Below are 13,869 nucleotides of genomic sequence, written 5' to 3' on the forward strand. Positions count from 1 at the left end.
CCGTATCCTGCCAACACAAATGATAGCGATTTATCCGATATTGACACCGTCAAGCCGTTTTTCCATATCAATATAATTGTGTTTTTCCATGTTCGTGTGCTTCTATATCGATATGAATCCACGTCCACACGATTATGGATTCGTGTGTGAGTAGAAACACATTTTACTGGAGATGAGCCGATGACCGTCGTGATCGCCGCCATCAACGGCAAGGGAGGCGCTGGCAAAACCACCGCGCTAATGAACATCGCCGGCGAATATGCCCTGCGTGGTGGGCACGTCGCCATGATCGACATGGACGCCCGCAACAACCTGATGAAGTGGTGGACCGACTGTCAGGAGAAGGATGCGCAGCCTGAAGGCATCGAAGTCTACAGCCACAAGACCGCGCGGGGATTGGAGCGCTGGATGATGGATAACGCTAACGCGTTCGATCACGTGTTGATCGACACCCCCGGCGAGGACACCTCGATCGTCGATCCGGTGATCGCGGCGGCCGACCTGGTGATCTCGCCGATCCAGCCGTCCAAGCGAGAAGTGCTCGGTGCCATCGACAGTTTCGAGAATGTGCTGAGGGTCAACGAGGCGCTGGGAAAAGCTTGTCGGCACGGCGTCCTGCGGACGCGGATCACCGTGACGGTGAGGCACACGGAACTCTACCGGAAGATTAGGCCGATCATCGAGGACACGGTGAAAACCTATCTGTTCCGCACCGAGGTTTTCGAGCGCAATGTCTACAAGGACATCCACAACGGCATCGGCACGCTTCAGATGCAGGAGGTGACCGACGCGATCGCCAAGGCGCGGCGGGAGACGCAGGCGCTGGTTGCCGAAGTCGATCAACTGCTCGCGAACGAGGCGGCGACAGGACGCGCGGCATGAGCGGAAAGGAGAGCCTGTCGCTGGCTGAATTCGCGACCGCGCCGCGTCGCCAGCGTTCACCGGCAACTTCGGTCCCGAATCGCGTCGGAGACGAAAGCCTTACTACACCGCAGAGTCCGCCAGAAGCGACGACCACAGAAGCGACGGCGAAAGGCGCGGCATCGAGCGAGGCGAGCAAGGCGCTGCGGCAGTTGAAACGGGAGCGGATGAAAGGCACAAGCCATTTCGTGAATGTCAATCTGGATCGGGAAACGAAGCGCCGTCTGAAGCTGGCTTCCTTCAACCTGGACACATCCATGCAGGCCCTGATGGAGAAGGCCATTCGGCAGTATTTGGATGCGAACGGATTTTGACCGGAAGTGCGGTGCGCACGGACCTACGCCAAGAGTCGAGTTGATGTCGTGTCCGAATCCCTGCTAGGAACACTATCGTTTTGGCTCTGATTTTTGGGGTTTGGAGCCAGCAAAGGGATTTTCCCCGTCTCTTTTGGCGGGGTCGGGGCAGCAAGCGGATTCGAGCGAGCCAGGCAATGGCCATCAAGGATGTACAGGCTTACATCGACAGGCAGGGGCTTGTCGAAACGGAGGATTCCGAGGCTGGGAAACCGATCTGGCGCAAGCCGGGATTTGACGGCGTTCGCGGTCTTCTCGAAATCGAGGAGGAGTTGAGCCGCTTCCTGCGCGAGCGTCGCGACGCGCAGAACCTCAATCGCGAACAGGTCGGCATGATGGTCGGCTTGCATCATGAGATCTACGCCCGGCACGAGCGAGCCGGGGCCAAGCTCAGGGTAGCGCGGCTGCTACATCTGGCGGAACTTCTCGATTTCTCTCCGATCGAAGCGATCTACGCCGCGGCGCCGCAGTTCTTTGGCGACACCGAGCAGGAGGCGGAGACCAGGTACAAGCTCGTGATACGCATGCTGGACCTGCCGGCGGCGACTGCACAGAACCTCCTTAGGCTGGTCGAGGAACTGTCGCCCGACACCGGGGCACAGAACGCGGCGAAGCCGCCTGACACGAAGCGTCGGGGCTAACAGGACGTGGGACGCGGACCAGACGCAGTCGACTCAAGGCGCGTGCCGACACGTCACGCGACTTCCGGTGTGGAGAAATAGAAGATCGAGGCGGCTTGCACCGCCCTCGATCCTTGGCCTCATGAGCGGCCGGCTACTGCGAAAACCTCATCGGGATTGGCTCCGGTGCTTTCCCACCATGCCGCTTCGGCTTCGGCCTCGCTGTAGTATACATTCTCGACGCTGAACCGTGCGCCGCTGATGTCCTCGATCTCGGCAATGATGCCGGCGAGACCGCAGAGCTTTTCGGCCGGCACCGGTACCGCGATTGGAACTTCCCCATCGCGATGGTGCCATTCACCGGTGCGGAAATCGAAATACTCGTTCGTGAGGTCGTCAACCAGATAGTCGTCGAGAAGCGCGATCGTGTCGATGAGCCACGTCTCGTACCACGCGGTTTGGTAGTGGTGCAGGTCGTAGAACGCATCCTCATGATCCCCCGTTCCGCGCGCGACAACAAGCGCCCGGTCAGCGTCGAGGATTCTGCGCTGCGCTTCAATCATCTCCGCGAGCTTTGCCGCCAGCCTGTCGTGGACGGTGCGAGCCGGTTCGGTGTCGCAGCCGAGGCGATTTGCGAGAACCGTGATGCGCAAACCAGAGAGCTGGGCGATAAGCATGAGAGTGTTGTGTGCCATGTCATGGTCTCCTTCATCTTGATGACGGAGGCTCCGCGACGGGCAAGTCGAGCATCGGGTCAAGGAGCGCGCAGCGACCGCCGGAGGCGGCGCGTGGGGGTGCCGATTTTCTGGCGGCGCCCTCCTTCAGGGCGACGCCAGAAAATTGGGGGCACCGCGCAGTCCTTGAGGCGATGGGAGCGGCCAGTACACTGGGACGTCAGAGAGATAGACCCGCGGCCCCGCCAGGGGACGCGTCCATGTCCGGCGACCAGCCGGCTGGGGTGCGCGAGGGGTTGCCCCTCGTGGCATCGGGGGCCGGTCGATCCGGTCCTCGATGCCCCCGAGATGGGATCGTTACCGAAGGCGGAGACCGCGTAGCGGGCTCCGTGAGCGGCGCGAAAGCGTCGGGAATAGAGCCCGGTCGGCCGCAGGCCGGCTCGCCCAGACATCGCACCCCAGCCGATGCATCAGCATCCTGAATCGATGAAGCCGGACGGATTCACGGAACTCGTTGGACGGCATGCACCGAGCGCGCGACAATCCATGTTATGCAGAACGAAGACGTGATCCATCTCCATCGCATTGACCCGGCGCGAAACATGGCAAGGTTCTACCGCCTGACGTCGACGCCGAGCCTGTTCGGCGACATCTGTGTCGTGCGCGAGTGGGGAAGGATCGGCCGTCCGGGGCGGATGCGCATCGACCTCTATGAGCAGGCCCAGGAAGCTGCTGCCGCGCGGCATGTGCTGGAACGGGCCAAACGGCGGCGCGGCTATCGAGACCTGTGCGGGAGATGAGCTGCGAGGATAGCGATCAGGACTGGCAAGAAAAGGAGGCCCGCCCCGGAGATCATCCGGCGCGGGCCTCTTCTTGCCTGCGGCTATTTCGTTTGCAGATGTCGCGGCAAAGCTGGAAGCGGGCCGTCATGCGGTGGCCGGTCGGCCTCCGCCGCGACGTCGGCTGCGAGCCGCGCGGCGACGTCATCGGGAAGGGGTGTGAAGTCGAAGCCCTGAGCAAGCGCAGCCGCGTGCAGGGCGTGGAGCGTTTCGTATTCGCGGTCGCTGGTGCCGAGCCACAGAGCGAGATCGTCGCCGCTCTCGTCGGGGAACGCCTGCAGGAAGAAGGTGCGCAGGGGCGGATCGTAGCCGATGATGGCGTCAGAATCGGCGCGGTGGTTGCCGGTAACGGTGATGGTGTAACGGCTCATGGAGGCCTCCTGTTGTGGAGCAAAAAGCGAGCCGGCCCCTTGTGGGGCCGGCTCGCTGCGGTTCACTGCGGGTTGTTCCACAGGATCACCTTCTTGTTCTCGTCACCGCCGGGGGCGGGCGCGAGGTTGCCGAAGATCACGCCGATCTCGGGGGCTTCCAGCTTGACCGAGAGGTATTCCTCGCCCGAACGCTGGGAGATGCGGTGCCAGCCGGCTCCAATCTCGAAGCCCGTGCGCTTGTTGACGATGCGGTAGTCGGGGGCATCCTCGCGGGTCTTGTTGGCGTTCGGGATCAGGGTGATCGGGGCGTTGACCCGCAGCGTGGCGAACACGCCTTCCATCGAGCCGTCGGCCTTGGCGGTGAGGTTTGCGATCGTGGTGGCCATGGTACTTCTCCTTCGGTTGCATCGGGACCATTCCCGATGGCGCCAAAGGAGGGGGCCGTCCTGCTGCGGTCACTCGGCAACAAATTCTGGAAAATTCTATTTGCCACCGACAGCGGGCCGCACTTTCAAAGGGGCCCGCTTGCGGGAAGGAAAGTGCCTGGCCCGCAAACAAGAAACCGAAATCGAATTTTCCTGAATTTTTGTCGAGCGTACCCCCAACGGGGGTTGACCGCAAAAGCAGGCGGTCCACTACAAAGGCGACATGACACGGGAATGGTCCGGATGTGAACGAAGGCGATGCTTCCGGCCACCAACGCAGATCCTTCGCGCCAGGCACGCGCTCACAGGCACAGGTTTGCCTGGCCTGCAGGCCAATTCCTTGATCACGGCGCCGCACCCGACCGCCCAGCGCGGATCGCCCCTGCCCCGTCTCCCGTCATGCGCCGGTTCCGCGGTTGCGGGCGGCAGGTGCCGCACCATTCCCGCACCGGCCAGAAATACCTCTCGGCGATCTGGGCGCCGCAGGGAACGCGCTGCCTCATCTGCAACCGCCCTGCCCGTGGCACGACCGAGACCGAGGTATCGCTGCCGAGCGCTCGTGGTCCGCGAGAGACGGTATCGCAAGGTCGGCATCGAGAGATGAAGCCAAGTATCGGTCGCCGTCACCGGCAACCCCGTACCGGTACGTCCGCCAAGGTCGGCCTCCGGCCGGGGTGGCGGCTGACGCCGCCCGATCGTGAGCCGATCACGAGTAGCTCGCCACGATCAGCCCTCTAGCGCGAGGCGCTCATCTGCGGTCATGCGCGCTTCGACCTCGCGGCGCACGCCCGAGCCGGCATGGTGTAACATCGCGCGCCAGTCCACGATGCTGTGTACGGTTCCCACAGTGCCCCGCATCGTGTCGTAGACGACGCAGGGGCTGCCGATCATCGCCAGGCGTAGAATGTTGAGGCATGTTCCAGACGAAGCGCCGTCCCAGACCATCAGGCCGAAATCGGCGCGACGGGCCATTTCCCGGTCCTTCGCAGCGTGGATGGCGAAGCCCTTTGAGCCGTCAGGCGGTGGGACGTGATAGGCAGCCCAGTCACCGAGATTGTTTCGCGGCTCGGCTCGCGCATGGAAGACGCCGACATGCTCGTAATTGTACCCTGCCAGCAGGCCCTGCATCTCGGCATCCGCGCCCGGCGCATCGCCGATTAGCACGCCATGTTCGGCCGCGACGAGCGTGCCGACCCGTTCGATTGCGGGGACAGGGAGTTCGAAGATGCCGCGTGAGCCGCCCATAAATATCATTGCCATGGTCGCTTTCCCTTCTCTCAATGCGCCCGCCCCCAGCGCGGCTCTCCTCTCCCTCTCTTGCGCGAGGGATCGTCACCGCAGGCCGAGACAGCGGAGCCGGCTCGGGGAGCGGCGGCACGCCGCGACTAGAGCTCGGCCGGCCGTAGGCCGGCGCGCCCAGACCGGATCTTCGGACAATTGAGGCACTCACGCGTCTGATACGCTCCCTCCTGTCCGACGCGTTGAATTCGGCAGGCCGGGACGGTTTGTGCGCAAACGAAGAACCCGACCGTTCGCGGTCGGATTCTTCGACGCAGAGAATGAAGGCGGCGCTCACGCGCCACCTTCCGTGAAGCGCCAGACCGGGATGCCCAGCCGGCGGGCCTTGTCGGCCAGGTTCTCGGTGATGCCGGAGCCGGGGAAGACGATCAGCCCGTAGGGCATGACCGAGAGCAACTGGTCGTTGCGGCGAAACGGGGCCGCCTTGGCGTGCCGGTTCCAGTCCGGCTTGAAGGCGATCTGCGTGACCTTACGGTTTTCCGCCCAGCAGGCGGCGATGCGCTCGGCGCCGCGCGGGCTGCCTCCGTGCAGGAGCACCATGTCGGCGTGCTTCTCGCGAGCCTTGTCGAGCGCGTCCCAGATGCGGTCGTGCTCGTTGCAATCGAGGCCGCCGGCGAAGGCGATCTTGGTGCCGGCCGGGACCAGCACCTCGGTCTCCGCGCGGCGGCGCGCGGCGAGGAAATCGCGACTGTCGATCACCGCCGCAGTCATCGCCTGGTGGGAGACCTTCGAGCCGGTGCGTGGCCGCCAGGCCGATCCGGTCTGCGCCTCGTAGAGGTCGGCCGCCTCGTCGCGCATGATCTCGAGGACATTGCGGCGCTCGATATAGGTGATGCCTTCTGCCGTCAGCCGCTCCAGCTCGACGGACTTCACCTCGGAGCCGTCCTGTTCGCCCTGGCTGGAGCGCTGCGCCTCCTCATTGCGGTCGAGGTTGCGGGCGACGCGCTCGGCGGCGCGGTGGAAGACGTTGGTGAAGGACCAGAGCAGGTCGTCGAGGTCGGGTTCGAGCCTGGTGTCGCCGAGCATGCCGGCGAAGGTCTCGACGATGCCTGCAAGGCCGGCCCGGATCACCTTGTCGTCGGGCAGCGGCCGGGGATCGGGCTCGTCCTGATGCGGGCGATGGCCGTACATCTGCAGTTCGAGGATGACGCGGTCGGTCGGCGAGGAGGCGTGGTAGGGCTCGTAGGCGTCGTCGAAAGGAAGCTCGTAGGTCATGGCGTGTCTCCGTCGTTGTGGCCGCGCCGATCGCGGCCTGACAGCGCATCCCGCCGCGCCCCGGGCGCGGACGCACCGAAGGCCGAAGTGAAGCGGAGGACGGCGGGCTTGCCCCGCCGTTGCGGACGCGACCGGGGGGTGGCAGGGATCGCCTCTCAGGCAGGCCGCGGGCGCGGCCTCTCCGAAGGAACCCCGGCCATGCCTGCGCGGCTTCCGGCGACGCCGCCCCTGCCCGCTTGCCGGCCTCGCCCGGTCATCCGGGCGGCAGGAAGCGACTGGCATCTTCCGGGGCGAGCTGATCGCCGAGCCGTGCCACGAGATGGCGCGGGCCGAGATGGCGCAGATCGTCGTTGAAGTCGCCGAGCTGCGGACGCAGCACCATGGCGAAGATGCCGGCCTCGCCTGCGCGCTGGCTGAGCCGACGGATGCCATTCCTGCCGGCGGCGTCCGCATCGGCGGCGATGTAGAGGCGACGGCAACCAGGCGGGAAGGTCAGGCCGGCGAGGTGATTGGCCGAGGTGGCGGCGGCCACCGGCAGCGCCGGCATCACGGTGCGGAGCGACGCCATCGTCTCGAAACCCTCGCCGGCAGCCATGACCGGAACGGGCGCGCCAGGCTCCAGGCCAAGCCAGATGGCGTTGCCGAGAAGATTGCCGAGCGAACGGCGTGGATCGGAGAGTTGCGCCTTGCCGTTGCCTGAAGGATCGAGCCAGGTGCGCTGCAGGCCGGTGATACGTCCGTCAAGGTCGGTCACGGCGGCGATCAGGGCGGGGAAGGTCAGCGTCTCGCCGGTGACGAGATCGCGGTAGTAGCACCCGAGGTGGAAGCGCAGGGCGCGCTCACGCGCGGCGAGCAGGAGGCCGCGGCCGGCAAGGTAGCGTTCGGCCAGCGTGCCCAGGATAGGCTGCGACATGGCGAACAGCCGACGCGCGGCGTCAGGCGAGCCGCGTGCCGCGGCCGGGTGGCGCTGCGCGCCGGGGGCCTGAGCATCCGGTTCCGGATGCGGCTCGTTTAGGAACCGGCGGGCCTCGTCAGCGACATCGCGGAACTCGATGAGGCCGCAGCTTTCGCGGATGACGTCAAGCAGGTCGCCGAATTCCGACGTCGCCTCGTCGACCCACTTTCCGGCCGGACCTTTGGCATTGGCTTTCAGCCGCACATGCATGGACCGGCCGCGCGTGTTGCGCACGTCACCGACGATCCAATGATTGCCGGAACGATGGCCGTTGGAGAGATACTCGCGGCACACCGCTTCGGCATGATCGCCAAGGCGGTGTGCCAGCTCGGAGGCCGAGCCGGTCATGATCGCCTCCCCTCAAGCCGCCGCCGCGCGGTCGGTGATGCCGACCAGTGTGTGGCGCTCAAGCAGCGAGGCGAGCATGGCGCAGCCTTGCCCGCGCGTCGGGATGAACAGCCGAAGCTTCCAGGAGATGATCTCGGAGATCAGCCCTAGCGCCTTGAGCCGTGGCACCATCGCCGCGGTGAAGCCGATCAGCTCGACGCGGTAGTCACTCATCACCCGGCTGCGGCGCACGACCAGACCGTCGGCAAGTTGCAGGCCGATCCGACCGTCGACCAGGCCGGTCCAGGCGTCCTCCGGCGCCAGCGTCGGCACATGGTCGATGCCGAGATTGCGCAACATGGTGGCGACCAGCGTCGGCGCGATGTGTCGGCCGATAATGCGTTCGCCGGCATCGGTCTGGATGCGATAGACCTGGCAATCATGATCCGGCAGGCGCCGCCAGATCGGCAGCAGCAGGCCGGTGACGATGTGAAAGGTACTCGTGGTGAATTCCGGCACGGCAGCGACCTCCGCCTGCCACAGCTCGCTGAAGAGTTTCCGGTCCGCCGGCTGCCAGTGGGTTTCGGCAAGGGCGTCGAGACCGAAGCGCAACTCGTCGGTCGGGCGGAGCAGGCGGACGCGATGCTCGATCGCACCGTCGTCGAGCATGAGGCTGGCGGTCGGCAGCTGGATCGCTGCCCGGCTCGACCTGGTATTGACCAGCAGGACCGATTGCGGCTCCGCCCGGACAATGGCCAGTGCGTCTGTCAGGCCGAGCGGCCGGATACGGTCCTTGCGCGCGACGGTCAGCACATGCGACTGGGCGCCGGAGACCGGATGGGTGTAGATTGTCCGGCGATCGGTGACAGTGATGCTCTCGGCCGTGATCGTCTCAAGCCCCTTGTCGAAGGTGCCAGCGGCGATGGCGCCTTCGACCTTTGCGGCCATCAACTGCTCGAACACCTCGAACAGCAGGTTTTGCGTCTCGATGCGCAGCGCCAGCAGCCGGTTGAGCCACGTCGTGATCGGCGGCAACTCGTCGCGAAGACCTCCCTCATCGGTGGTCAGCGACAGCCCGGTGACCGCTTCGAACGTTGTCAGCGAGCAGCCTTCGATCTTGCCCTGGTGAAGCAGGTAGTAGAACTGACGCAGTGCTGCGCGGGCATACGGGCTTTCGAGATTGTCCTCGGAGCGGAACAGCCCTGCCCCACCAGTCTGGCGTTGGCCGCGCGTGATCGCTCCCAGCGTGTCGAGCCGTCGGGCGATGGTCGACAGGAAGCGTTTGCCGGCCTTCACATTGGCGGCCATCGGCCGGAACAGAGGCGGCTGCGCCTGGTTGGTGCGGTGGGTTCGGCCGAGTCCCTGGATGGCGTTGTCCGCGCGCCAGCCGGCTTCGAGCAGATAGTGCTTGCGCAGCCTCTGGTTTTTTGCGCCGAGATCGGCGTGGTAGGAACGGCCGGTGCCGCCGGCGTCGGAAAAGATCAGCACGGACTTGCCGTCATCCATGAAACTCTGCGTCTCGGCGAGATTGGCCGAGCCGGGACGTGTCTCGACCGCGAGCCGGTCGATGCCGTCGCGGCCAGTCTTCCTGACGATGCGCCGCGAGCGGCCGGTGACTTCGGCGACAACATCCGTCCCGAAATGGTGGAGGATCTGGTCGAGCGCGCTTCCAACAGGCGGCAGCGACGCCAGCTTTTCGATCATCTCGTCGCGCCGGCGAACCGCTTCACGGCATAGGACCGGGTTGCCGTCCTCGTCGTGCACGGGCTGGGAATAGACGTTTCCTTCGGCGTCCGAGTATTCCTCGAACAGCTGCGTCGGGAAGGAGTGCATCAAGTACCCTCCTACGTACTCCCTCGGAGTGACATCGACGTGGAGGTCCGACCATTCCTCGGTGGGAATGTCTGCGAGCCGCCGTTCCATCAGCGCCTCACCGGTCGAGACGATCTGCACCACGGATGAATGACCGTCGGCGCGGTCCCGCTCGATCGCGCCGATCAGCGTCGGCGTCATCATCGAGGTGATCAGGTGCGAGAAGAAGCGCTGCTTGGTACTCTCAAAGGCCGAGCGCGCCGCAGCCTTGGCATTTCGGTTTAGCGTGCCCGTCTCGCTGGTGATGTTCGCCGCCTCGAGCGCGGCCGTCAGATTGTTGTGAATGACCTGGAAGGCGTCCGCATAGGCGTTGTAGATGCGAATCTGTTCTTCGGTTAGTTCATGCTCGAGCAGGTCGTATTCGACGCCGTCATAGGAAAGCGATCGCGACGTGTAGAGTCCGAGCGACTTCAAATCGCGGGCGAGCACTTCCATGGCGGCGACACCACCATCCTCTATCGCGGAGACGAACTCGGCACGGTTGGCGAACGGAAAATCCTCGCTGCCCCAGATGCCAAGGCGCTGGGCATAGGCCAGGTTCTCGACAGCCGTAGCGCCGGTTGCCGAGCCATAGACGATGCGGGCGTCAGGCAGCGCATGTTGCAGGCGTAGGCCGGCTTTGCCTTGCTGCGAGGGTGCAACGTCGCCGCGCTCGCTTTTTCCGCCTGCGGCGTTCGCCATGGCATGGGCTTCGTCGAAGACGATGACGCCGTCGAAGGGCCTCTTCGGCAGCGTTAAGCCTTCGGCCCTCCCCGCCGAGTCTTCCTTGTTCCCCGTCGGGCCTCCGGCCCTCTCCGCCTCTTCGCTCACCCAGTCGATGATCTGCGCGATGCGGGATTTCTTGCCGTCACGCTCCTGCGAGCGCAGCGTCGCGTAGGTTGTGAACAGGATGCCTTCGGCAAGGCGGATCGGCGTCCCTTGCCGATAACGCGACAACGGCTGGACGAGAAGACGTTCCTGGCCGAGTGCCGCCCAGTCGCGCTGGGCATCCTCCAGAAGCTTGTCCGATTTGGATATCCAGATTGCGCGGCGGCGGCCCTGCTGCCAGTTGTCGAGGATGATGCCGGCGACCTGCCGCCCCTTGCCGCAGCCGGTGCCGTCGCCCAGGAACCATCCACGGCGGAAGCGGACGGCATTCTCTGCGCCTTCCGGAGCGGCGGAGACGACGTCGCAGGTCTCATTGACGCTCCACGCGCCGGCGAGATGGCTGGAATGGGCTTCACCGGCATAGATGACGCTCTCTATCTGCGCATCCGACAACAGGCCGTCGTCGATGATCGCATCAGGCAGCAGCGGGCGATAGGACGGTTTCGGCGGCGCGACCGCGGCCATCGCCGCGGACTGGACGAGCGGCGTCGGATGAGGTTTGGCACGTGGAATGTCGATCGACTGCAGCGCATAGGGCTCGTAGATCGTCTCGGTGAGCTGGCCGCCTTCCTCCGGCATCCAGTCGCGCAGTTCGTAGGCAAGAGGAACCGCAGGTGTGGTGGCTGCCATGACCGGACGGACGGGCTTCGCCCGGGCAACCGACGGAACTGGCCGCATGCTCTTCGCCACAGCCGATACCACGATCGGAGCAGATCCGGCTGCCAAGCGCGCGGCCATCTGCCTGGCGGCATCGCGCAGAATTGCGTTCGACAGGGTGCCGATCGAATCCGGGAAGCCGCCAGGGGTGCGGGGCGGCAGGTCGGAGATCCACGATAGCAGTGTTCCGACGTCGGCCGCCTTGCCCGGCGAGGCCGCGAATGAGGCCGGGTCGGTCGCCGGCGTCTTGTCGATGATGGTCAGACGGGTTTCGGCGGTCGTGCCATGGCGGGCATAGACACGGCCGTCTATCGCAGCGGTGAAGACCACCCTGCCGTGCTGCTGTAGACGCTCGAAGGCCGGCCGCCATTTGGGGTTTTCGGGGGAAAGGCCTGTGCCCGTGATGGCGACCAGGCGCCCGCCAGCGCGCAGTCGGGCAAAGGCGGAAGACAGATGCCGCCAAGCCGCATCGGCGACATGGCCGTCGACATAGGCTCCCACCGTAAAGGGCGGGTTCATCAGCACGACGGAGGGTTCGACCGCGGGATCGAGATGATCGTCGATATGCGCTGCGTCATGCCGCGAAACGGGAATGCGCGGGAACAACTGGCCGAGCAGATCGGCGCGCGTCGCGGCAAGCTCGTTGAGCGCGAGCGATGCGCGGGCGATGTCGGCGTGGACGGCAAGGAGGCCGGTGCCAGCCGAGGGTTCGAGAACGAGATCCGACGAGGAGATTGCGGCGGCGTGAGCTGTGACGAAGGCGAGCGGCAGCGGCGTCGACAGCTGCTGCATGGCCTGGCTTTCGTCGGAGCGCCGTGTGTGCGTGGGGAGGAGTTCGGCGATGCGCTTCATCATCGCGAGCGCCGCCTGTGGCGACGATGAGCGAGAGAGAATTGTCGAGCCGAAGCGGCGGAGAAACAGGATCTGGGCGGTTTCGAGCGCCTCGTAGGCGTCCTTCCAGACCCAGAAACCTTGCGCATCCGTGCCACCGAAGCTTTCCGTCATGGCGCCACCAAGTGCTGCGGTGGTAATGGGTTTGCCCTGTTCCAGGAACGGCAGAAGCTGGGCCGCCGCCTGGTAAATCGCTTGGACGGTGTCGATGTCGCGTGATGCCGCCGCGGCGAGGGGAACGGCCGTGCGGGAAACGGTCGATGTATTCGTAACAATGTTCATGGAGATGTCCTTCGAGCGAGAGTGTCCGCCCTGCCGGCGCACTCTCTTCGCCCGGCAAGGCCGCACTCCTCCCGGCCTCCCTCTCCCTCCGGTGCCCCTCCAAAGACGGCGACCAAACCGCCCAGAGTGGGTCGCGACAAATGATCATGATTGTGGACGCGAGGGAGATCGTTAAAGCCTGCGTCCAGCTTGTCGAGCACTGCTGGACCCCCGGGCGTGATCGAAGTAAACGAACTTCGATTCGTTGACCGGATCGGCTCTCACCGAGGACCAAGTCTATGAGACGGCCTGCCCGACCTTTCGTCGTGGAAGTCAAAAAGAAGCGTGGCAATGTCGCAAAACGACATTCGATCTGGGGCGACCTGGACCTTGCCGTTATCGCGAATGATCAGTCTTCCGGTGTCGCGGATGCTGCAGCGCCAAGGGTTCCGCAAGAAGTGATGGAACCCGAGGTCACAATCGCCCGAGCGCAACCTGGCGAAGTTGCGGAAATGGCCATCTCGGCCAAGGACGATCCATTGCAGGACTGCGAAAAGGAGCTGATCGACCAGCGTCCGGCAGTGGCCATGACGGAGGTCACCGAGCAACAGGCGGCAGCTACATCGCGTAGATGGGCCAGCCGCCGTAATGAAAAGATATTGCCGCGTGGTCAGCGTTGGAAACGACGTCTTCCAAAGGCGTTGCGGCCCTAGGTGGACAGCTGGTCCTGCTCGGGATCTCGGCGTTCCTCCATAATCGCCCTTGCCTTCTCCACGGCCGCCATCGCCCTCGGCAGCCAACGCTCGAAATCCACTACCGAAACGCCCATGGGTCGAGCGACGAAAGCGAGCTGGTCGAGCAGTTCTGTGAAGTGGTCGGCTTTGCGTTGGATGGTCTCGTCGAATTGCGATGGCACGAGGATGTTCTTACCCTCGTAGGCGGCGCCACCACCTTTCCAGATGCCCGTGACATAGGTGGGCCCAGCGCATTCATGGTCCGGCAATTCACACGACCAATCGTCGTCCTCGATGGCAAGGCGACACGCTTCCTCGGGCGTGGCGGCGTCGTAGACGGCGTGTCGGTAGTACGGCATGCGGTAGGTGGTTTCGATGGTGAATCTCGGCATGGTCTTGTTCCGATCATAAAAAAGCGATGCCCGACGCAGGCGCCGGGCAGGGAAAGGAAGGCGGCGGTTTCGTTCTCGTCGAAGAAGGGTGTCGTCGTCAGGGCGACACGTCGAGCGGCGGCTGATCAGGTCGAGGTATTGATCTCCCGCCACCACCGACGCGCTCGTCGCGCGTCGCATTGGCCGATCGGCACTG

Annotated in this window: 13 protein-coding genes; 5 read left to right on the top strand and 8 right to left on the bottom strand. The window is 64.7% G+C overall.

All coding sequences use genetic code 11. The features are described from left to right. Positions 1–180 precede the first annotated feature (180 nt). The 3 genes from B9Z03_RS00520 (at position 181) to B9Z03_RS00530 (ending at position 1,915) form a co-directional block, all read left to right on the top strand. Complete coding sequence (locus tag B9Z03_RS00520) at positions 181–882, top strand: ParA family protein (RefSeq protein ID WP_085462443.1); 702 nt, start codon at positions 181–183, stop codon at positions 880–882. Then, on the top strand, positions 879–1,235 hold the full coding sequence (locus B9Z03_RS00525) for a hypothetical protein (protein ID WP_085462444.1): 357 nt from the start codon (positions 879–881) through the stop codon (positions 1,233–1,235). The genes B9Z03_RS00520 and B9Z03_RS00525 overlap by 4 nt, the downstream gene beginning before the upstream one ends. 176 nt (positions 1,236–1,411) lie before the next feature. Continuing rightward, entirely contained in the window at positions 1,412–1,915 is a 504-nt protein-coding gene (locus B9Z03_RS00530) for a helix-turn-helix domain-containing protein (protein WP_085462445.1), read from the top strand. A gap of 119 nt (positions 1,916–2,034) precedes the next feature. Here the strand turns inward: B9Z03_RS00530 and B9Z03_RS00535 are convergent, their stop codons facing one another. Beyond that, positions 2,035–2,589: a hypothetical protein gene (locus tag B9Z03_RS00535; RefSeq protein ID WP_085462446.1), complete on the bottom strand. Its 555-nt coding sequence runs from the start codon at positions 2,587–2,589 to the stop codon at positions 2,035–2,037. A 530-nt stretch (positions 2,590–3,119) separates the two neighbouring features. Here B9Z03_RS00535 and B9Z03_RS00540 point away from each other — a divergent pair. Further along, the gene (locus B9Z03_RS00540; protein WP_085462447.1) at positions 3,120–3,368 is read left to right on the top strand and encodes a WGR domain-containing protein; all 249 of its coding nucleotides are present in this window, start codon (positions 3,120–3,122) and stop codon (positions 3,366–3,368) included. An 83-nt stretch (positions 3,369–3,451) separates the two neighbouring features. Here the strand turns inward: B9Z03_RS00540 and B9Z03_RS00545 are convergent, their stop codons facing one another. From B9Z03_RS00545 to B9Z03_RS00570, 6 genes are all read right to left on the bottom strand, one after another. After that, the gene (locus B9Z03_RS00545) at positions 3,452–3,778 is read right to left on the bottom strand and encodes a hypothetical protein (RefSeq protein ID WP_085462448.1); all 327 of its coding nucleotides are present in this window, start codon (positions 3,776–3,778) and stop codon (positions 3,452–3,454) included. 62 nt (positions 3,779–3,840) lie between these two features. Then, on the bottom strand, positions 3,841–4,164 hold the full coding sequence (locus tag B9Z03_RS00550) for a DUF736 domain-containing protein (RefSeq protein ID WP_085462449.1): 324 nt from the start codon (positions 4,162–4,164) through the stop codon (positions 3,841–3,843). Between the two features lie 765 nt (positions 4,165–4,929). Next, complete coding sequence (locus tag B9Z03_RS00555) at positions 4,930–5,463, bottom strand: hypothetical protein (RefSeq protein WP_085462450.1); 534 nt, start codon at positions 5,461–5,463, stop codon at positions 4,930–4,932. A 312-nt stretch (positions 5,464–5,775) separates the two neighbouring features. Further along, positions 5,776–6,717, bottom strand: a complete 942-nt coding sequence (locus tag B9Z03_RS00560; protein WP_085462451.1) for a DUF2493 domain-containing protein — start codon at positions 6,715–6,717, stop codon at positions 5,776–5,778. Positions 6,718–6,970: 253 nt separating this feature from the next. Further along, on the bottom strand, positions 6,971–8,020 hold the full coding sequence (locus B9Z03_RS00565) for a DUF7146 domain-containing protein (RefSeq protein ID WP_085462452.1): 1,050 nt from the start codon (positions 8,018–8,020) through the stop codon (positions 6,971–6,973). Positions 8,021–8,032: 12 nt separating this feature from the next. Beyond that, a complete protein-coding gene (locus tag B9Z03_RS00570) occupies positions 8,033–12,568 on the bottom strand; it encodes a strawberry notch family protein (protein WP_085462453.1) in 4,536 nt (1,511 codons plus the stop codon). Positions 12,569–12,846: 278 nt separating this feature from the next. Here B9Z03_RS00570 and B9Z03_RS00575 point away from each other — a divergent pair, with 278 nt between their 5' ends. Continuing rightward, positions 12,847–13,260, top strand: coding sequence for a hypothetical protein (locus B9Z03_RS00575; protein ID WP_176247379.1), 414 nt, complete (start codon positions 12,847–12,849; stop codon positions 13,258–13,260). On the opposite strand, the gene B9Z03_RS00580 is transcribed toward B9Z03_RS00575, so the two are convergent. Next, a complete protein-coding gene (locus B9Z03_RS00580; protein ID WP_348528986.1) occupies positions 13,257–13,853 on the bottom strand; it encodes a hypothetical protein in 597 nt (198 codons plus the stop codon). The genes B9Z03_RS00575 and B9Z03_RS00580 overlap by 4 nt on opposite strands. Positions 13,854–13,869: the final 16 nt, after the last annotated feature.

This window comes from Mesorhizobium australicum (genome assembly GCF_900177325.1).
GTDB classification, from domain to species: Bacteria; Pseudomonadota; Alphaproteobacteria; order Rhizobiales; family Rhizobiaceae; genus Mesorhizobium_A; species Mesorhizobium_A australicum_A.